At 63.1% G+C, this 19,955-nt stretch carries 21 protein-coding genes; 17 read left to right on the top strand and 4 right to left on the bottom strand.

The genetic code is table 11. The features are described 5' to 3' along the window. The first annotated feature begins 44 nt into the window (after positions 1–44). Positions 45–902 (top strand): prephenate dehydrogenase/arogenate dehydrogenase family protein, encoded by an 858-nt coding sequence (locus tag VGM51_00670; GenBank protein HEY3411546.1) that lies wholly within the window; start codon positions 45–47, stop codon positions 900–902. Between the two features lie 69 nt (positions 903–971). Next, complete coding sequence (locus tag VGM51_00665) at positions 972–2,981, top strand: beta-galactosidase (protein HEY3411545.1); 2,010 nt, start codon at positions 972–974, stop codon at positions 2,979–2,981. Here the strand turns inward: VGM51_00665 and VGM51_00660 are convergent. After that, positions 2,968–3,171 (bottom strand): hypothetical protein, encoded by a 204-nt coding sequence (locus VGM51_00660; GenBank protein HEY3411544.1) that lies wholly within the window; start codon positions 3,169–3,171, stop codon positions 2,968–2,970. The genes VGM51_00665 and VGM51_00660 overlap by 14 nt on opposite strands. A 131-nt stretch (positions 3,172–3,302) precedes the next feature. On the opposite strand from VGM51_00660, the gene VGM51_00655 reads away from it, so the two are divergent. The 6 genes from VGM51_00655 to VGM51_00630 all read left to right on the top strand — a co-directional run bounded on the left by VGM51_00655 (position 3,303) and on the right by VGM51_00630 (position 9,037). Further along, positions 3,303–3,539, top strand: a complete 237-nt coding sequence (locus tag VGM51_00655) for a hypothetical protein (GenBank protein ID HEY3411543.1) — start codon at positions 3,303–3,305, stop codon at positions 3,537–3,539. Beyond that, complete coding sequence (locus VGM51_00650) at positions 3,529–4,005, top strand: type II toxin-antitoxin system VapC family toxin (protein HEY3411542.1); 477 nt, start codon at positions 3,529–3,531, stop codon at positions 4,003–4,005. Before VGM51_00655 ends, VGM51_00650 begins: the two co-directional genes overlap by 11 nt. Continuing rightward, positions 3,992–5,245 carry an ATP-binding protein gene (locus VGM51_00645; GenBank protein ID HEY3411541.1) on the top strand — a complete coding sequence of 418 codons (1,254 nt, stop codon included), beginning with the start codon at positions 3,992–3,994 and terminating at the stop codon, positions 5,243–5,245. The genes VGM51_00650 and VGM51_00645 overlap by 14 nt, the downstream gene beginning before the upstream one ends. A gap of 102 nt (positions 5,246–5,347) precedes the next feature. Beyond that, positions 5,348–6,676 (top strand): sigma-54 dependent transcriptional regulator, encoded by a 1,329-nt coding sequence (locus tag VGM51_00640; GenBank protein HEY3411540.1) that lies wholly within the window; start codon positions 5,348–5,350, stop codon positions 6,674–6,676. Between the two features lie 80 nt (positions 6,677–6,756). Further along, positions 6,757–8,097: a hypothetical protein gene (locus tag VGM51_00635; protein ID HEY3411539.1), complete on the top strand. Its 1,341-nt coding sequence runs from the start codon at positions 6,757–6,759 to the stop codon at positions 8,095–8,097. A 172-nt stretch (positions 8,098–8,269) separates the two neighbouring features. Continuing rightward, positions 8,270–9,037 carry a prepilin-type N-terminal cleavage/methylation domain-containing protein gene (locus tag VGM51_00630; protein ID HEY3411538.1) on the top strand — a complete coding sequence of 256 codons (768 nt, stop codon included), beginning with the start codon at positions 8,270–8,272 and terminating at the stop codon, positions 9,035–9,037. Between the two features lie 16 nt (positions 9,038–9,053). Here VGM51_00630 and VGM51_00625 read toward each other — a convergent pair whose 3' ends face one another. Together VGM51_00625 and VGM51_00620 are read right to left on the bottom strand one after the other, a co-directional pair. Further along, a complete protein-coding gene (locus VGM51_00625; GenBank protein HEY3411537.1) occupies positions 9,054–9,887 on the bottom strand; it encodes a hypothetical protein in 834 nt (277 codons plus the stop codon). 161 nt (positions 9,888–10,048) lie between these two features. Further along, positions 10,049–10,576, bottom strand: a complete 528-nt coding sequence (locus tag VGM51_00620) for a hypothetical protein (protein HEY3411536.1) — start codon at positions 10,574–10,576, stop codon at positions 10,049–10,051. Positions 10,577–10,763: 187 nt separating this feature from the next. On the opposite strand from VGM51_00620, the gene VGM51_00615 reads away from it, so the two are divergent. The 9 genes from VGM51_00615 to VGM51_00575 all read left to right on the top strand — a co-directional run bounded on the left by VGM51_00615 (position 10,764) and on the right by VGM51_00575 (position 17,956). Further along, positions 10,764–11,234 (top strand): Rrf2 family transcriptional regulator, encoded by a 471-nt coding sequence (locus VGM51_00615; protein ID HEY3411535.1) that lies wholly within the window; start codon positions 10,764–10,766, stop codon positions 11,232–11,234. A gap of 40 nt (positions 11,235–11,274) precedes the next feature. Next, the gene (locus VGM51_00610) at positions 11,275–12,492 is read left to right on the top strand and encodes an IscS subfamily cysteine desulfurase (GenBank protein HEY3411534.1); all 1,218 of its coding nucleotides are present in this window, start codon (positions 11,275–11,277) and stop codon (positions 12,490–12,492) included. Positions 12,493–12,588: 96 nt separating this feature from the next. Then, positions 12,589–13,011, top strand: coding sequence for a Fe-S cluster assembly scaffold IscU (iscU, locus tag VGM51_00605; protein HEY3411533.1), 423 nt, complete (start codon positions 12,589–12,591; stop codon positions 13,009–13,011). 111 nt (positions 13,012–13,122) lie between these two features. Then, positions 13,123–13,509 carry an iron-sulfur cluster assembly accessory protein gene (locus VGM51_00600; GenBank protein ID HEY3411532.1) on the top strand — a complete coding sequence of 129 codons (387 nt, stop codon included), beginning with the start codon at positions 13,123–13,125 and terminating at the stop codon, positions 13,507–13,509. A gap of 79 nt (positions 13,510–13,588) precedes the next feature. Further along, positions 13,589–14,197, top strand: a complete 609-nt coding sequence (gene hscB, locus VGM51_00595) for a Fe-S protein assembly co-chaperone HscB (protein HEY3411531.1) — start codon at positions 13,589–13,591, stop codon at positions 14,195–14,197. A 72-nt stretch (positions 14,198–14,269) separates the two neighbouring features. Then, positions 14,270–16,114, top strand: a complete 1,845-nt coding sequence (hscA, locus tag VGM51_00590; GenBank protein HEY3411530.1) for a Fe-S protein assembly chaperone HscA — start codon at positions 14,270–14,272, stop codon at positions 16,112–16,114. Positions 16,115–16,192: 78 nt separating this feature from the next. Further along, positions 16,193–16,393 (top strand): Fe-S cluster assembly protein IscX, encoded by a 201-nt coding sequence (gene iscX, locus VGM51_00585; GenBank protein ID HEY3411529.1) that lies wholly within the window; start codon positions 16,193–16,195, stop codon positions 16,391–16,393. Between the two features lie 68 nt (positions 16,394–16,461). Further along, complete coding sequence (locus tag VGM51_00580; protein ID HEY3411528.1) at positions 16,462–17,397, top strand: cysteine synthase family protein; 936 nt, start codon at positions 16,462–16,464, stop codon at positions 17,395–17,397. A gap of 67 nt (positions 17,398–17,464) precedes the next feature. Beyond that, positions 17,465–17,956: a M67 family metallopeptidase gene (locus VGM51_00575; protein HEY3411527.1), complete on the top strand. Its 492-nt coding sequence runs from the start codon at positions 17,465–17,467 to the stop codon at positions 17,954–17,956. Positions 17,957–17,981: 25 nt separating this feature from the next. Here the strand turns inward: VGM51_00575 and VGM51_00570 are convergent, their stop codons facing one another. Beyond that, on the bottom strand, positions 17,982–19,952 hold the full coding sequence (locus VGM51_00570) for an APC family permease (GenBank protein HEY3411526.1): 1,971 nt from the start codon (positions 19,950–19,952) through the stop codon (positions 17,982–17,984). Between the last annotated feature and the right edge of the window lie 3 nt (positions 19,953–19,955).

Here is a 19,955-nt window from a genome sequence, read left to right as displayed (position 1 = left end):
CGGTTTCGCAGTGTGAAGGCACCGTTTTTTCCTATCCTGTGTGCGTGTTCGACACTGTTGCCATCGTCGGAATGGGGCTGCTGGGCGGTTCGCTTGGGCTCGACCTCAAGCAGGGCGAGCTCGCGAGGCGGGTGATCGGAATCGCCCGCAGGGCGGAGACGTGTGCCCTTGCGGTCGAACGCGGCGCATGCGACGAGGCGTGGCCGGCGCTGGAAGGTATACGGGACGCTGACCTGGTCGTCCTTGCGACCCCGGTGCGTACCATCATCGAAACGATGCCGCAAATAGCGCTGCACGCGGCTTCCAATGCGGTGGTTACCGACCTGGGCTCAACCAAATCCGAGATCGTGGCCGCCGGCGAAGGCTGCCTGGGCGAGCGGTTCGTCGGCGGCCACCCGATGGCCGGATCGCACGAAGGCGGCATCGAGGCCGCGCGCCTCGGCTTGTTCCGGGCGGCAACGTGGGTCTTCACTCCGACAGATAACACGAGCCTCGACGCTCTGGAACGGCTGCGCGGGCTGGCCGCCGCGTTGGGCGCGCGGCCGACGGATATACCGCTCGGCGACCACGACCGCATCGCCGCCGCCGTCAGCCATATGCCGCACCTCGCCGCGGCCGCCATCTCCAGGGCGGTGGGGGAGCTTGCGGATGGAGACGAGCGGTTCGGAGCGCTGGTTGGCGGCGGCCTGCGGGACATGACCAGGCTGGCGGCAAGCCCCGCCGTGCTTTGGCGGGACATCTTTTCCACCAATCGCGCCCATACACGGGATGCCCTGATCGTCTGCAGGGAAGCCCTCGACCAGGCGCTCGCGGCGCTGGAAGACGATGGCGAGGTGCAGCGCTATTTCGAAGGGGCCGCCGCCGCCCGCGAAAAACTCATCCCGAACCCGAGGCCGGACTAGCCCACAAAGTCACAAAGCCAGACCTTCAGCTTTGTGCCTTTGTGACCTTGTGGTGAAGAGGACGCAGACATGTCCCAAGTGACCCTGCATGACAATGCCATATATGTCGGTGACCGGCGCATCCCGCTTTTCAGCGGCGAGGTACACTTCTGGCGCATATTCCGCGAGAACTGGCGCCCAGTCCTCCAGTCGGTGAAAGACATGGGGCTGGCAGGCATCGCCACGTACGTCCAGTGGGGCGACGCCGAACGCCGCCCGGGCGACTACGATTTCACGGGCAGGACCGCGCCGCAACGCGATATGGTCGGCTTCCTCGAACTCTGCGCCGAGATGGACCTTTGGGTCCTGTTCCGCCCGGGGCCATATATCTACGCCGAGACGCGGAATATGGGCATCGCGGACCGCGCCGTGCCATACCACCGCCTGCACCCAAGGTTCCAGGAGATGGCGCGCGAATACATGGCCGCCGTCACCGAAGCCGCCGCGCCGTTTCAGGCGACAAAGGGCGGGCCGATCATCGTCTGGCAGGCGGACAACGAGATCGATCCGACCATCCCTCATTACGAAACCCAGCTGGGCCTGGCCGGCGAGCCGGGCATCTTCCAGGAATGGCTGGCGAAGCGCTACGGTGCCGTGGACGCCTTGAACGAAGCGTGGGGTACCGATTACCGGTCACTTGAGAAGGCGCGAGCGTGGTGCAGCCCGATGGGGGAGAATCCGAAGTGGCGCCGCCGCTGGCTGGACCTCATCGCGTGGAAATGGGATTACATCGAGGAGTACGCGCACTGGGCCTCGGACACGTACAAATCGCTGGGCGTTGAAGTGCCGATGCTCATCAACATGTTCCCCGGCGTGGGCGAGCACCACTGGCGAAGCATGCACTCCGCGGGCGACTTCATCGGGCTGGACACCTATCCCGCCAACGAGTTCCGGGCGGAGCCGAGCGAGCACCGGCGCTTTATGGAAAAGGTGCGCACCAACGCCGCGATCAGCCACCTCCCGTACATCGCGGAATTCGAGAGCGGCTGCTGGCACGGTCATCATCACTATGCCGGCGCGCTCACGGGGCGAAACTACCGCCTGGCCGCGCTCTCGGCGCTGGCGGCGGGCGCCAAGGGCTGGAACTGGTATATGATCGCCGAGCGCGACAACTGGCAGGACAGCCCCATCAACGCGCTGGGGGGCAAGCGGCACGCGCTGTTCGACGCGTTCAAGTCGGTGATTGATGTCGTGAAGCAATACGGTTTCGATTCACTCCCGGAGCCGGCGACGAATCTCCGGGTTGCCTTCAGCACCGCGCACTATGTGGACGGCAAACCCGCCGAAAACGATCCCGCCTTGAACGCGCTATACGACGCCGATCTCAACTACCGGTTTTTCGACCTCGACGGCCCGCAGCCTGACGGCTCCAGCGGCGACGTCTGCTTCTACTCCGGCCACCACTGGCTGCCGCGGGCGCACGGCGAAGCGCTGCGGGAATGGGTGCTGGGCGCTCCCGGCCGCCACCTCGTGTGCTTCAAGAATTACCCACGCGAGGACGAGTTCGGGAACCCTTACGACCCCCTCGGCATCGGGCAGCCAGCCGGGGCCACATGGATGGGCAAGGTGGCCGACCTGACGCTTGGAGACCAGAAGGCCAAGATCACCGGCGCGCTGTGGGAGTGGGATGTGGAGGATGCGACCCCCCTCGTCGCCTTACAGCGGCCGCCCGCGCTCCTCGGTGGCGAAGAGGAGAAGTTGCAGCTGGTGGCCGAGACTGGCCGAGCCTACACCATCGGATTCCAGAGGAAGGTTGGTGATGGTAGTGTGACCGTGATGGGCTGCGATGCCACGCCGCAATTGGCGCTGGCGATCGTTCAATGGCTAGGCGCGGATATCCCGTGCCGCAGCGAGACGGCAGGGGTTCACACGGCGGTGTTCGGACGCCCAGACGGGCCGCCCATCATCATCGCCGTGAATAACGGAGACGAGCCCAAAGCCGCCGTGATCCGCCTGGGGGATGGCCGCGCGGTCACGGTGGATCTGCCGGCGAAGGATGGCAGGGTGATTGAGGCGCCGCAACGTCCTAAGCCGGCTTGATGAGACGGATGCGCGCGATGCCGAAGTAAAAATACGTGCCCTTGTCCGTGCGAAGGCGTACGAAATCGGCGTCGTAGCTGTCCAGCATGCCGGTGTCGCTGGAGTCCTGGGCGCCTCCGCTGGTATAAATCGTGACTCTTTGGCCGACGAGTGATTGAAGGAGTGGTGCCGCTTTGGACGTCAGGTCCATATTACTCTCTTTCCGGCGCGCCCCGGGCGCCACGCGTGTTCTGACTCTTTCCTTACCATTGAGCGCGCGCCAAGGTTACATAGTATGACATCTTGCGCGATGGATGATATGATTGACAGGTGGAGCGGAAAGTGAGAAAGCGATACCATCAAGTGGCGACAGCGGAACGAACACTGGATTCGATTGACCTGAAGGGGCGATCTGCCGAGGACCTGTTGCGTGAGGTGCTGGAGCAGCACGTTCCGCTCAAGGTTGTGTTCGAGAACGGCAGGTCGGTTGACATCCTGCCTGAAACAGAACTGCGCCCCCTGATCACTCTTGGCGGCAGCGTTCCGGCTGGCTGGAAAGACGCAGTCTATGGTCAGTGATACGACGCTCTTCGATGCTGGGTTGTTGATTGCCGCACTCCTGGAAGGTGACGCACGCCACAGCGAGGCCATGCCTCTCGTCGAGGCCGCACGGAGGGGCGAGATCCAGGGCTGCACAACGACGAGCATTCTCAGCGAAGTCTACGCCGCTCTCACTTGGGCGGGTGCCTTGCCACCGCATTCACCACAGGATGCCGCCGCGGCAATTTCACGGCTTGTGGAACCTTCGTCCAACCTCAGCGTAATCGGTGATGGCTCCCGCGCGGCCAGTCTGATGCTTCAGCTGTCGTCCGAGCACGGGTTGACTGTTCGACGGGCTCATGATGCGCGTCACGCGGCCACCGCGCTTTGCGATGGCGTATCGAGCGTGATGACCTATGACTCGCACGATTGGGCGGCCTTTGCCACCGATGGCATCTCAATCGTTGGGCCGCCCAGTGTTCTCTCTCTCCATGCCAACACCTGATCTCGAACAACGGAACCGCGAGTTGCTGGCCCTCATCGAGGTGGGCAAGTCCCTCACATCCACCCTGGATTCCCAAGTCCTTCTCCGCAAGGTTGTACAGACCGCCCGGGCACTGGTGCAGGCGGACCGCGCGAGCATCATGCTCCTGGACGACGATGGCCGCAATTTCACCATCGCCGCCGCTGCCGGTTGGTCGGGTGACGATCTTGAGGGCGTTCAGGTCCCGGCGGACGAGGGGATCGCCGGATACGTCGCCGGCACCGGCGAGCCGATGTTGTTGAATGACTCCGGCACCGACGGACCGATGCACCTCCTGCGCCGCGAAGCCGTTCGGTCCGGCGTTTGCGTTCCCATCCGCACCGGCGAGGACCTGCTGGGCGTCCTCAGCGCCACAAATACGCAGGGCAGCCATCGTTTCACGGCCCACGGCCAGGAACTCCTGCTGTTTCTGGCCGGGCAGGCTGCCGTCGCCATCCAGAATGCCCGTCTTTACAACGACTCCGTTTCGGCGTACGAGCGTCTCAAACATACCCAGGAGCGGATGGTCCAGGCTGAAAAACTGAAGGCGCTCGGCGAACTCAGCGCCGGGGTGGCTCACGACTTCAGCAACCTCCTCGGAGGCATCCTGGGCCACGCACAGTTGATGCTGCGTGACATCGATGAGCCCAAACAGCGAAAGCGCCTATCCTACATTGAGCAAGCGGCCCGGGACGGCGCCGAAACGGTGGAGCGCATCCTGGAGTTTACGCGAACCCAGCCTCATCGCCCCTTCGAGCCGGTGAACCTCAACGTGGTGGTGCAGGACACCATCGCGATGGCGCGTCCCAAATGGGAGAACGAGACGCGGGTGTTCGGGACGCCGCTGAACGTGGAGGTCGAACTGGAGCCGGTCTCGTTGATCGAAGGCCACCCGGTGAAACTCCGGGAAGTGCTCACGAACATCCTGTTCAACGCCGTCGACGCCATGCCGGACGGCGGGAGCATTACCATTCGGACGTTTGAGCGCGAGAGCTCGGTCTTCGTTTCGGTGACGGATAACGGCGTCGGGATTGCCGAAGAGGTCCAGAGCCGCATTTTCGATCCGTTTTTCAGCACGAAAGGGACGCTCGGCACGGGCCTGGGCCTGAGCGTAGCCTACGGAATCGTCGGCCAGCACGGCGGACACATCACCGTCGATTCCCAACCCGGCGCCGGCAGCACGTTTACCCTGTGCTTCCCCGCCGCTCGAACCGACGAATAGCTGGGGGCCGAGGGCTGAGGCGCCCGCGATGGTTTGGATTGAATTCACGGCTGGCAGAGACGCCTGCCCCACCGGAAACCCGAAGCCCGGACACCTGAGATAATGCGCAAAATTCTCGTAGTTGAAGATGAAGCCGCGCTCCGGTCCATGCTGGTGGACCTGCTGGACGGGCTCGGCTATCAGGTCGTGGAGGCGTCCGACGGCGCAATGGGCTGGGAACTGGCCCAGGCCGAAGAGCCGGACCTGGTCATCACAGACGTCTCGATGCCGCGGATGAAGGGCATCGACCTTCTGGGGAAGGTCAAGAGCGCGCGGCCGGAAACTCCCGTTATCGTGATCACAGGCTATGCCAGCCTGAAGCTCGCCGTGGAAGCGGTCCGCATGGGCGCGTATTCGTTCGTCCAGAAACCGTTTGAAATCGATGAGATCCAGCGCATCGTGGAAGCTGCCCTGGAGCACACGCGCGTCCTCGATGACAATAAGTACCTTCGGCAGCAGCTCAAAACGCGCTTCAATTTCGACAACCGGATCGGCTCCAGCAAGACGGTTCAGGAGGCGTACGTGATGGCGGCCCGGGCCGCTCCCAGCAACGCCAGCGTCCTGATTCTTGGTGAAACGGGCACGGGCAAGGAGTACCTGGCGCGCACGATCCACTACGCTTCCCCGCGCGCGGACGGGCCGTTCATCAAGGTCTCCTGCGCGGCGCTGCCCGAAACGCTGCTGGAGAGCGAGTTGTTCGGCCACGAGAAGGGCTCCTTCACCAACGCGCTCAACCGGCGCATCGGCCGATTCGAGATGGCCAACGGCGGAACGCTTCTGCTGGACGAAATCGGCGACATCAGCCTGCCCACGCAGATAAAACTGCTGCGCGTGCTGCAGGAAAAAGAATTCGAGCGCCTTGGCGGGGCCGAAACGATACGCTCCGACGTGCGCATCGTGGCGGCAACGAACAAAGACCTCGGCAAGGCCGTTGAAGAAGGCGCGTTCCGCAGCGATCTCCTCTATCGATTGAATGTGCTGACGATCAGCCTCCCGCCGCTGCGCGAGCGTGGTGACGATATGGAGGAGTACGCCTCTTTCTTCCTGGACCGCGCGAATGCCGAGGCCGGCCGCAATATCACCGGCTTCAGCGACACCGCGTTGAAAGCCATGCGGGAATACCCATGGCCCGGCAACATCCGTGAACTCGAGAACGCCGTGAACCGCGCCGTCATCCTCTGCATGGGCGAGACCATTCAGGCGCAGGACCTGCTGCTCCCCGACGAGCCGATCGGCATGCCGACCGGCCCTTCAGGACGCTTCCGGACGATGCGCCAGGTCCAACTCGACCACCTGGCGGCCGTCCTCAAGGAAACGGATGGCGATGAGGAACAGGCGGCGCGCATACTGGACGTCTGCGTGGAGGACCTGCGTCGGCTGAGGGCAGCCTAAGGCGTTATACTATTCGCAAAGGCACGCCCGCGCAACCCTCGGACGTGAGGCCGCGGAGCACTCTCTGACACAGGCATCGTATGGATTTTGAGTTCTCACAGCGCACCGAGATGCGGCAAACGCCGCGCATCGTTCCGGAGCAGATATTCGCCGGCAAGGTGCTGCAGATGCCTGCGCTGGAGCTGGAGACCTTCCTTCGAGTCGAGTTCCAGGAAAACCCCGCGCTCCTGATGGAGGAAGCCGAGCCCGAAGCCGATGAAGCCGACGGCCTCGACGACGACTGGGAGCCAAGTGTCGCCGTCGATATGGACGAAGAGTATGACCCGTATCGCACGCTTGCGGACCTTCCGAGCCTTACGGACCACCTGACGTCGCAGTTCCGAACTCAGTTCTGCCCGCGATACTGGCCCGTGGGCCTGGACATTATCGAAGGCCTCGATGACGACGGCTACTTCCGTGACGACATCCTCGATGCGGCGGACCGCCACGCGCTCTCGGTGCCGGAGTTTGAGGAGCACCTCGCCCGGGTGCAGTCCCTCGATCCGGCGGGCATCGCCGCCCGCGACGTCCGCGAGTGCCTCCGCCTGCAAACCATGCGCGCCGACGATCCCCCGGAATTGGCGCTCCGCCTTCTGGATGAAGACGCATGGATGCTGCTGGCGCGGAAGGACGTGGCGCAACTGGCGCGTCTTTCGGGGTCGGGCGAGGATGACGTGCGCGCGGCGATGACGTGGATATGCGAAAACACGCGCCCGTACCCGGCGGAGGACTACAGGCCGGAGTTCGAGCGTCTCGCGCCCCGAAAAAAACCGCTGGAGAAGCCGGACGTTGTGGTCCGGGCGAACGGGGACGAACTCTGGGTGGACTGTCCGGGCCTGACCAACGTGCGCCTCGGACTCGATCCGTACTACGAAACGCTGTATCAGCGGATTCGGCGAGCGCGCGGAGTGTCTCTGGGCACGCAGGAAAAGCACGTTGCAGATTTCGTGGACCGCGCCAGGCTCATCGCCTATGCGGTTGACCTGCGGGCGCAGACGCTCCATCGCATCGCGGACCACGTGGTCCACTATCAGCGCGCGATGGTCCTGAACGGTCTCCGCTTTGTGAAGCCCTACACGCAGAAACAGGTTGCGGAAGTCCTCGGCATCCACGAATCAACGGTGTGCCGGGCGACCGCGGGAAAGCTGATCCAGTTGCCCAGCGGCGAGACGGTTACGTTTGAGGCGTTCTTCGATGACGCCGCGCCCGTCCGCGATATGGTGGCGACCATCATCGGCCATGAGGACAAGAAGAACCCTCTGAAGGATGGCCAGGTGGCCGAGGAACTGGAGCGCCGCGGCGTGAAGATCGCCCGCCGGACCGTAGCCAAATACCGGGACCAATTGCGCATCCTGCCGTGCGAGATGCGCCGGGAGCGGTGATTTAGAATATGCGGAGCCTGGCGGGCCGTCCGCCTAGAATCGATCGATGTGGCGCCCTGCAACCGGCAAGTGGTATACTTATGGTATAGTTCATACCATCGTGCGCACCATCCGTTCCGGCGGATCGTACCAGTGCAGTTACCGACAGCATTCATTGGGGGTGCAAGAAATCATGAAGGACAAACGTCCGCGCGGATTCACATTGATCGAACTGCTCGTCGTTATCGCCATCATCGCCATCCTGGCCGCAATTCTCTTTCCCGTTTTTGCGAAGGCCCGTGAGCGTGCCACCGCCACGGCCTGCATGAGCAACATGAAGCAGATCGGGGTGGCCGTCTACTCCTACCTGCAGGACTACGACGAATGCTACCCGCTGAACCGGTTCCCGTATCCCGGCTGGACCGGCGGCAGCCTCGACGCATCGCCGTATAACTGGAAGAGCGCGATCGCGCCGTTCCTGAAGAGCACCGAAGTGCTGCAATGTCCGTCAAACCCGGGCCGGTTCTTCCCGGATGCGTCGGGCAAATGGCCCCGCTCGTACGCCTACAACGGCGCCGTGTTCCACGAGTTCACCTGGGGCACCGCCGTGCCATGCAAGCTGCAGAAAATCAAGGACCCGACGAACACGCTCTTCATCATCGAGTCTCGCGGTTCCTGGGGCGATCTGGGGGAGTGGGCCCTGGGCCCGCCGTCCGGGCCGTACTACTACGATAAGAAGCCGACCCTCGGCGCCTTCAATGTCCACATGGGGCGGATGAACGCCCTGTTTGCGGACACACATGCCCGGGCTGTTAAGCTGCGGGAAACCATGGGCATCGACTACCCCAACCAGCCGTACATGTGGCAGGACGGAACGATGGGGCAGACCGGGCGGGATACCAACGCGACCCTCGCCTACCGGCGCGCCGTGGTCAACGGCATGCTGCCCGAATACAGGTAGCCCCGTACACCTCCACTCAATCAAATGCCATGCCGCTGCGGTAAACCCGCAGCGGCCCGGTAACCCGGTTGGTGGGCTTCCAGTTGCCACCGGTCTGGTCGTACGGCACGGCGACCATAACCTCGTATCCCATGTAATACCGCGTCTCCCGCGGCCCGGATAACCCGCCGTCCTGTTGGAGAAACACCTTCTCGACGTCGCTGCGCAGGGTGCCGACGCGGATGGATGCCGCCAACGGCTTCGCGAGGGCTATCTGCTCCTCGTGCGTCTTGGGCTCCTGATGGGAAGCGAGCGCGGCGGATTCCAGGGTCGCGTTCAGCTTCACTGCGGCGGCAGCGGCACTCGGTCCGCCCGCGATAACGAGCTTCAGCAGACCGCGCACTGTCGCGAGGTCGGCGTTCGCCGCAGGTTGGGGAAGCCCGGCCAACCGGCCGACGATCCTGCCGGAGGCGTCCGGGCGGTACTCGATACGGTAACAAGCCAGCGTGGGCCAGCGATTACCGGTGAGTTCGCTTCCTCGCTGTAGGAAGACAAGGTAGTATCCCTTCGCAACGTACTGGGTGGGGCGGGAAGGGTTCCTGGTAGATTTGCCGGACACCCACGGATAAGGCGGCGTTCCGTTCGTCTTCGGGATGCGGCCCTTGATCGGGTCCACCCGGTAGAGCTGAACCCCTTGCTCGCCGGCGACGAGGTCCGTGGTCGTAACCTGCGCCAGAACAACTCCCACGAAATCCGCCGATCGAACCAATGAAGCCGCATCGACGCCGGTGGATGGTTGCGCCCGGACGGAGGGCGAGACGAAGAGCGCTGCGGATATGGCTGACATCACGAATACACTGGGAACAGACATCCTTCACACCTCCGGTGTTGGTTGCGCGGCGAAGATGGGGTGAGGCGCACGCGCGGCAGCGTCTCAAGGTGTTGGAGTCGCGGGCAGGGAAGAACCTTCATCCGACCGTCATGGCCTGAAGATCGCCGTGCTTGAAGTGCCTATGCGGCGGGAAGCCGGATTTACTTGGCCTTGTCGCGCTCCAACGCCACGATGCCGCTGCGGACCTGGTTCTGCAGTCTGGCCACGTACTCCTCGAGGCGTTCCATGGTCTCGCGGGCGTACGCGTCCACGTCCTGGCGGACGTTCAGGGCCGCCTGCTGCGCCTGCGCGATGATGTCGCGGCTCTGGGCGTTGGCGAAGCGGACCTCGGGGCTTTCGGCGATCAGGGCCGCCGCCTGTTTCTGTGCGTCCTCGGCGATCCGTTCCATTTCGCGCTGAGCGTCGGAGGCAGTCGTTGCCGACTTGGCGCGCGCTTCCTCGAGTGTCTCCTGGGCGCGCAGGGCGAGGTGTTCGGCCTTGGTGATGTTCACCGGCAGATTGGCCCTTAGGCGGTCCACGAGGCTGTGGAACTCATCCAGCGGGATGCTGAGAGCGTGGCCGAATCGCTGCCGCGCGAAATCCGCCAGGTCCTCCAGGCTGTCCAGTGTCCGGTATACCTCCGCGGGAACGTCCGGCGGAGCGCCGTGTGTCTCTTCGTTTGGGTCCATGGTTGACCTCATTATAGTAGGGGTTGGGGGCCCGGGGTTAAGGGGTGGGGGCAGACACGCAATTCCCACCCCCATGCACCGCAACCCCCAACCTCTAGCCGGCGGTTGACAACCTTGTCATCGCGCAGTACAATGTATTTAAGTAGGACTAAAACGGTCGGACTTATCCGAACCGCCAGAGGGTTATATGTTCAGCCTGACCAAGAAAACAGACTATGCCCTGATTGCATTGTGCGGCCTCGCGGCTGAGCCCGAAGGCCGTGCAATCAACACGAAGATCCTGGCGGAGCGCTACCGGATCCCGCCGGAGCTGCTGGCGAAGATCCTGCAGCAGTTGGCCCGCCGGCATCTCGTTGTGTCGACGTCCGGGCCGACCGGGGGTTACAGGCTGGCCCGGAAGCCGGCCGACATCGCTGTAACCGACGTGATGGATGCTGTGGATGGCCGCCCGGCTCTCGTCCAATGCTTTCGGGAGGGTCGGGACCAGTGTACTCAATTTGACACGTGTACGATCCGAAGCCCTCTGGGCATCGTCCAGAAGCGGATGGCGGACGTGCTGCGCGAAACAACGTTGCACGACCTGGTGTTGTCCACCATGGACACGCATCAGGTGGCGCCGATAGGGACCTTTCAGGCTCAAATGACGGGTGTCGGGTGAGGCGTGGCGCCGGGTGCCACGAGGCTCTCAGGAGATGACGATGGTGAAACTGCCGATTTATCTGGATAACAATGCGACCACGCGGGTTGACCCGCGGGTAGTGGAAGAGATGCTGCCGTATTTCTCGGAGATTTACGGGAATGCCGCCAGCCGCAATCATTCGTTCGGATGGGACGCGGAGGCTGCCGTTGACAAGGCCCGCGAACGAATCGCCGCGATTATCGGCGCCGATCCCAAGGAGATCGTGTTTACCAGTGGCGCCACCGAAGGCGATAACCTGGCCATCAAGGGCGTTGCCGACATGTACCGCGACAAGGGCAACCACATCATCACCCAGACGACGGAACATAAGGCCGTTCTGGACACAGCCAAGCACCTGGAGCACCAGGGCTTCAATGTGACCTATCTCGAAGTGGATGAGACCGGCCTGGTCCGTCCGGAGCAGGTTGCGGAAGCCATCACGGATCAGACGATCCTCTGCTCGATCATGCTGGCCAACAACGAGATCGGAACCGTTCAGCCGGTCCGCGAAATCGGCGCCGTGTGTAAAGCCCGCGGTGTGCTTTTTCATACGGACGCGGTGCAGGGAGCGGGCAAGATCCCGTTCAACGTAAACGATGACAACATCGATCTTGCGAGCCTCACCGCGCACAAGATTTACGGTCCCAAGGGCGTGGGAGCCCTTTACGTACGGCGCAAGGGTCCGCGTGTGCGCCTCACCGCCCAGATGGACGGCGGCGGTCACGAACGGGGTTTCCGCAGCGGAACGCTGAACGTTGCCGGTATCGCCGGGTTCGGGAAGGCGATGGAGCTTGCGGGCGCCGAGATGGAGCAGGATCGCGAGCACAGCCAGACTCTGCGCGAACGTCTTCGTTCTTACATTCAGTCGAACCTTCACGACGTCTACCTGAATGGGCATCCGAACAAGCGCCTCCCTGGCAACCTGAACCTGTCGTTCGCCTATGTGGAAGGCGAAAGCCTGTTGATGGGCCTGAACGAAGTGGCCCTGTCGAGCGGCAGCGCGTGTACATCCGCCAGCCTCGAACCATCTTATGTGCTCAAGGCGCTGGGGGTGGGTGACGACCTGGCGCACAGCAGCCTCCGATTCGGCATCGGCCGGTTCAACACACAGGAAGAAATCGACTACGTGGGCGAGCGGGTCGTGGAGACCGTGAATCGCCTTCGCGAAATGAGCCCGCTGTGGGAACTCGCCCAGGAGGGCGTGGACCTGAAGAGCGTCCAGTGGGCAGCACACTGATGGCAAGGGCTGAGGGGCTTGGGCAGAGGGCTGAGAGAGCTCTGCTCCCCATCTCAGCCCTCAGCCCTCTTTCCTCAGCCCTGAAGGAGATAGACAATGGCATACAGCGATAAGGTTCTGGATCACTACAGCAATCCGCGCAATGTAGGCGCGATGGATAAGAATGACCCCACGGTTGGCACCGGCATCGTCGGCGCCCCGGAGTGCGGCGACGTGATGAAACTGCAGATCAAAATCAACCCGATCACGCAGATCATCGAGGACGCCAAATTCAAGACTTTCGGATGTGGCTCCGCCATCGCCTCGTCGTCGCTGGCCACGGAGTGGGTGAAGGGCAAGAGCGTGGACGAAGCCCTGGCCCTGAAGAACACCACAATCGTTGAGGAGTTGGCGCTTCCGCCCGTGAAGATCCACTGTTCCGTGCTGGCGGAGGACGCCATCAAGGCCGCGCTTCACGATTTCCAGCAGAAGCAGGCCGCCGCCAAGGCCGGCCAGACCACCGAGGCTGTCGCGGCCTAGGGAAGGTGACGAGGATACGAGGAAATGGGGAAATGAGGAAACTGGGAAATCGTTTGAGCAAGCCCTCATTTCCCCATGGCCTCTTTTCCCCAACTCCATCGGGGGCGAAAAATGGTTGATACGTTGACAATCAAACCCGCGCCGACGACGGATGTGCCGCCGGATGCCATCAAAATGACGCCGCAGGCAAACGCCCAGGCGAAGAAGCTGCTGGCTCGCAAGCACCCCGGCAACCTCCAAATGGGGCTGCGGATGGGTGTGCGCGGAGGCGGCTGCTCCGGCCTGACGTATTTCCTGGACCTGGATGAGAAAGTCGGAAAGTACGATCTCGTGTTCGACGTCGATGGCGTCAAGGTGATCGTGGACAAGAAGTCTTTCCTCTACATCAATGGAACGACGCTCACGTGGAGCGGCAACCTGATGGGCGGCGGCTTCGAGTTCGACAACCCGAACGCATCCAAGTCCTGCGGCTGCGGAACGTCTTTCACCATTGGGTGAGGGCTGTGCCGGTCCGCCCATGCTGCACGCCGGAGGAATACCGGGCGGGCCCTTAGGACCGCGTACCCGACATCTTGCCATGAGAGAGCTTGAACCCATACCCGCCGGTACGGATTTCTACACCGTCCTCGGCGTGCCGAAGCGCCTCGACCTCGATGCCCGCGCCTTGGAGGAGTCGTTTTACGCGCTCAGCCGGCGCTATCACCCGGATCGGTTCGCGACCGCGGAGCCCAAAGCCCGGATCACAAGCCTCGAAGCCAGCGCGCAGATCAACCGCGCGTACAAGACGCTGAAAAGCCCCTGGGACCGCGCGCGTTACCTGGTTGAAATGGAGGGCGGCTCGCCGGCCGCCGCGCAGCCGCCTCAGGACCTTTTTGAGGAAATCCTCGACTTGATGGAGAGTCTGGGTGACCTTCGCCAGGCGATCATCGAAGGCGAGGCGTCCGAGGAACTGGGCGCGCACGTCCATTCGATCGCCAAGCCATTTCGAGATGCTTATGCAGCCACTGAGACGCGGCTGCAAACGCTCAGCCAGGAGTGGGACGGGTTGGCCGACGGGGATACGGCGGGGCGCCGGGCGGTTGTTGACCGTCTCGCCGCGCTGCTGGGTGAACGCCGGTACCTGCAGCGGGTGAACGAGGATGTGGACGCCGCCTTTCTGGGCAAACCTCCGTCCCGGGAACACTAGGCAGGCGCCGCGCCACACGGCATCCCGTGCGCAGCGAAGAACCGCATCGATAAGAACCGATTGGAGCAGACATTGAGTCGCATCGTTGGAATTGATCTTGGTACCACGAACAGCCTGGTGGCGATCATGACGCCTGCCGGGCCCGCCGTCATTGAAGGCCCGGACCACTCGCCCATGGTGCCATCGGTGGTGCATTTCGGCGCCGATATGGCGTTGGTGGGAAAGGCGGCCCGCAAGTACCAGACCGAGGACCCCGCGAACACGGTGTATTCCGTCAAGCGCCTGATGGGAAAGTCGCTGGAGGACGCATCCCCCGAGCAGGCCACGCTGCCCTATAAACTCGGCGGCGGCAACGTGGTCAAGATCACGGCAGGCGGCCGTGAGTGGACGCCACCCGAGGTCTCCGCTTTCATCCTGCGCGAGCTCAAGATGCGCGCGGAAGCGGCGCTCAAGGAGGAGGTCACGCAGGCTGTGATCACCGTGCCGGCGTATTTCAACGACGCGCAGCGACAGGCCACGAAGGATGCCGGGCGAATCGCGGGCCTTGACGTGCTTCGGCTGGTAAACGAACCGACCGCGGCGAGCCTCGCGTATGGGCTGGATCGGCGGCAGGAAGCGACGATCGCCGTCTACGATTTCGGCGGCGGCACGTTCGATATCTCGATCCTGCACCTTTCGAACGGCATCTTCGAGGTCAAGTCCACAGCCGGGGACACCCACCTGGGAGGCGACGACATAGACCGGCTGATCGCGACCCTCATTTTCGGCGAGGTCGAAGAGGAGCACCGCGTGCGTCTACAGGACGCGCCGGAGGGTCTGGAGACGGTCCGCCTCGCCGCCGAAGAGGCCAAAGTAGCGTTGTCCCAGGCCGAAGCGCTGATCATCGAGATCCCGCTGAAACCGTCCGTCACGTGGACGCGCCGGCTGACTCGCGCCGAGCTGGAGGACCTGGCCCGCCCCATCGTCGAGCGCACCCTGGAGCCGTGCCGTCGCGCCCTCGCCGATGCCGGGCTGGACGTCTTTCAGGTGGACGAGGTGGTGATGGTGGGCGGCAGCACGCGCATGCCGCTGGTCCGCAATATGGTCGCCGATCTGTTCCAGCGCACCCCGCACACTGAGCTGAACCCGGACGAAGTCGTAGCCGTTGGCGCCGCCGTCCAGGCGGACATCCTGTCCGGCGGAAGCCAGGACGTGCTGCTTCTGGATGTGACGCCGCTGAGCCTCGGCATCGAGACCATGGGTGGCGCGGTGGAGAAGATCATTCACCGCAATTCCACGATCCCGACCTCCGCCGCCCAGCAGTTCACCACCGGCGTGGATAATCAGACCGCGGTGGATCTCCACGTGTTGCAGGGTGAACGTGAACTGGCGGCGGACTGCCGAAGCCTGGGACGGTTCCAGCTGCGCGGCATCCCGCCGCTTCCGGCCGGCGTTCCACTTGTGATGGTGAACTTCATGCTCGATGCCAACGGCATCCTTCAGGTTTACGCTGAGGAGAAGCGCACCGGCCAGAAGGCGGGCGTCGTCGTCCATCCGTCCTACGGGCTCACCGAAGGCGAAGTCGATCGCATGGTCGAGGAGTCGTTCGAGTATGCCGAGGAGGATATCCGCGCGCGTATCCTGGTTGATACCCGTGTGGAGGCGCAGGCGACGATGCATCACGCGCAAAAGCAGCTGCGCCAGTGGAGCCAGTTGCTCACCGAGAGCGAAACCGACCGCATCGAGGAAGCCATCGACGCTCTTCAGAAGATTATCCATCGCGACGACTTCCGCGAGATCCGCGAAAAGGCGGAGATCCTGAACGAGGTCACCCGGCCGTTTGCCGAGCGCATCCTGGATGCGACGATCCGGGAAGCGCTCGCCGGGAAGACGCTCGAGGAAGCCGAGCACAGCAAAGTGGCGCAAGCGCAGCGGTAAAGGGTTTAGGGTCTAGGGTATGGGGTTTAGGATGCGGACCCCTAAACCCTATACCCTAAACCCTTCATGGGGAGACGTATGAAACTGAACTGGACGGACAGCGAAGATATAGCCCTGGCGCTTATAGAAGCGCATCCCGATACCGATCCCCTGGAGGTCCGCTTCACGGACCTGCGCGACTGGGTTGCGGAGCTTCCCGAGTTTGGCGGCGATCCCGCAGGATCCAATGAGGCCAAGCTCGAGGCCATCCAGATGGCGTGGTATGAGGAATTGCAGTAGGCTGGATATCTACGCCCACGGACCCGCGCGGGCGCCCCACAATCATGCAAGCGCTTGATGACACATCGGTGGCTCCTCGCCAGGCGGACGTGCTGTCCCACATCGGCAACACCCCGCTCCTGCGGTTGCGGGCCATCGATCGGGAGTATCCCGGCGTCGAGATCTTCGCCAAGGCGGAGTATTTCAATCCCGGCGGCAGCGTGAAGGATCGCCCCGCGCTCAATATGATCCGCGAAGGTGAGCGCTTGGGCCTCCTCCACCCGGGAAAGACGATACTCGACGCCACCAGCGGCAATACCGGGATTGCTTTCGCGATGCTCGGCGCCGCCCTGGGGTATCCTGTCACGCTGTGCATGCCCTCGAATGCCAATCAGGAGCGCAAGCGCATCCTGCGAGCGTACGGAGCGGAGATCCTGCTGACCGATCCCGCCGAGTCATCGGACGGCGCTATCCGGGTGGCGAGGCGCCTCAGCGCCGAAAGCCCTGAACGCTATTTCTATGCCGACCAGTATTCGAATCCGGCGAACTGGCGCGCGCATTATGACGGCACCGGTCCGGAGATCTGGCGGCAGACCGGGGGGCGCGTCACACATTTCGTCAGCGGATTAGGCACCACCGGTACTGTGATGGGCGTGGGGCGCCGCTTGAAGGTTTACAATCCGGGCGTTCGGATCCACGCCGTTCAGCCTGATTCACCCTTCCACGGGCTGGAAGGGCTCAAACACCTTGAGACGGCGCTTGTGCCGGCCATATACGACCCAAGCGTCATCGACGCACAAATGGAAATCAACACCGAGGACGCGTACGACATGGTCCGCCGGCTTGCGCGTGAGGAAGGGCTCCTGGTCGGCATATCCGCGGGCGCCGGCGTTCTGGCCGCCACGCAGATCGCCTCAACTCTGAACGAGGGCGTCGTTGTTTGCGTTCTGTGTGATGGCGGCGACCGGTACCTTTCGGAGCGCTTCTGGGAGAGCGAAGTCCCGCCGGGGGGCTGGCACATCTAGGAGATGCAGACGGTAAATCGGGAAATGGGGAAAATGAGGAAATGAGGAACCCATTTCCATTCGTCCTATGCTTACTGTTCCAAACAACCTGATGTCCGAGATGCGTGCGCACGGGGCGGCAGGCTATCCGCACGAGGTCGTTGGCGTGATGGCCGGTACTTATACGCGCGGGGAGAAGACCGTTACGCGCCTGTTTCGAGGCGCCAACCAGTTCCGGCTTGCGGAGCAGTCGGGCGGCGCGGCGCTGGAGGCCCTTCGCGAAGACCTGGAAGTCGAGGGGTCAAGCCAGAACCGCTTCTTCATGACCGGCGATGAGATGCGGGCGATCGATGCGCAGTGCCGCGCAGAGGGCATCGACATCATCGGTTTCTACCATACCCACCCCGATCACCCCGCGCGCCCGTCCGTGACGGACCTCCATTTCGCCCAGCAGACCCTCCCGGGCTACTCCTATGTGATCATGTCGGTGGAGCAAGGAACCCCGGGCCATACGACGTGCTGGGTGTTGAACGACGAAGAAACGGCATTCGAAGAGGAAGGGTTGCGGGGGCAGGGCTGAGCCGTCAGCCCCACTCCCTCAGCCATCACAGATGCCCGGCGTAGTCCTCGTGGATGTCGAACATTTCGCGGAACGCGACGCTTTCGTTTTCGAGTTCATAGCGTACGTTCGTCACGATGACGTTCTTTCGGCGCAGTAACGCGAATTTCAACACGAGGCCGGTGTGTCCGTGCAGCAGGTTCTGCCACCATCTGGCTGCTGCGAATTCCGGGATGACGACCGTGATCTGCGTGTTTGGCGTTTCCGTTTGCACTTCGTCAAGATACGCCATCAAGGGTCCTACCACGTCCCGGAACGGCGACTCGAGGATAACGAGGGGCACCTGACCGCCCAGTTTCATCCAGAAGTTCCGGAGATTCGGCGTTTTTTCCGGGTGGACCTCAACGTGGATTGCCCGGCATTCTCCCGCCACAGACCGGGCATACTTGACGGCCTGCAAAGCGCTCCGTGTGGCGCCTGGCACAAGCACCAGAACCGCGTGCTGTGGCGGCGTGGTGTCCTCCAGATCGGACGGAATGACCACCATCTGCCGGTCAACGGAGTCGTAGTGGGCGTGGATCCGGAAGAATATCACCACCAAAATGGGGATCAGGAGAACGACGATCCACGCGCCGCTCGCGAACTTGACCACGCCAAACACCAGGAGCACGACGAACGTCACGATCGCGCCGAGGCCGTTTACCATGGCCTTCCACCGCCACCCGGGGGACCGAAGTCGGAACCACCGCTTCACCATGCCGGCCTGCGAGAGCGTGAACGACAGGAATACTCCCACCGCGTACAGCGGGATCAGGTTGTGTACGTCGCCGCGAAAGTGAGCGATGAGGATGCAGGCAAGCACACCCAGGGTGATGATGCCCCGGTCAAAGACCAGGCGGTCTCCCACGTTGGTCAACTGCTTCGGCAGGAAGCCATCGTTCGCGTGAAGCGCGCCCAGACGGGGGAAGTCGGCGAAACTGGTATTCGCCGCCAGCACGAGAATCAGGGCGGTGGCAATCTGCAGCCAGTAGTACAGGATGTGCGCCAAGTGCCCTGGCCCCAGCACGGCGCGGCCCACCTGGGACAGCACCGTTTCGCCGCCGTTGTTCGCCGCCGTGGGGACGACGGTTTCGGGCAGGGCGTTCACATGGACCGCGAGGAAGGAAAGGCCGAGGAACATCGAACCGAGGATGACTGCCATCCAGACCATGGTCTTCGCGGCATTCGGGGCGGCGGGGTGCTTGAACGCCGTCACGCCGTTCGAGATCGCCTCCACGCCGGTGAGCGCCGTACACCCCGAGGCGAAGGCGTGCAGGATGAGGAAAAGACCCAGCATCTTGAAATCGGCCGCCTGGGTTGGGTTCCGGTCGAGCGCAGGCAGTGCGCTGCGGAAAACCTCCGGCGAATGGGCAAGCGCCAGCGACCCATGGGCGTATTGGTACAGCCCCAGTCCGCACAGAACGTACACGATGACGATGAAGGCGTACGTGGGCAGGGCGAACGCCTTGCCGCTCTCCTTCACGCCTCGCAGGTTCACCATCGTGATGAGCGCCACGCAAGCGAGACAGATCGGCACCACGGGCACCGCTATCTGGTGTTGGGTCTTCAGCAGTGACTCAATCGCCGCGACACCCGAGGAAACCGAGACCGCGACCGTGAGGATGTAGTCAATCAGCAGCGCGGCGCCCGCCGTCTGCGCCGCAACCACTCCCAGGTTGTCGCGCGCCACGATATACGCGCCCCCGCCGCCGGGGTAAGCCATCACCGTCTGCCGGTACGAAGTAGCGACGATCGCGAGGAGCACCACGATGGCGACGCTGATCGGGATGGTGATGTGGAGGTACAGAGGGCCGGCAAGGAGCAGTGCCGCCATGATCTCGCCCGTGGCGTAGGCCACGGAAGACAGCGCATCCGATGCGAAAACCGGCAGCGCCAGCAAAGGGGGCAGTTTTTCGTGCGCTGCCCGGGCGCTTTCCAGCGGACGCCCTACGATAAGGCGCCGCAAAGGTATCATCATTCG

The organism is Armatimonadota bacterium (genome assembly GCA_036504095.1).
In the GTDB taxonomy this organism is placed as follows: Bacteria; Armatimonadota; DTGP01; order JAKQQT01; family JAKQQT01; genus DASXUL01.
Note: the sequence above shows the minus strand (reverse complement) of the source record. Positions and strands in the feature narration are given on the sequence as shown.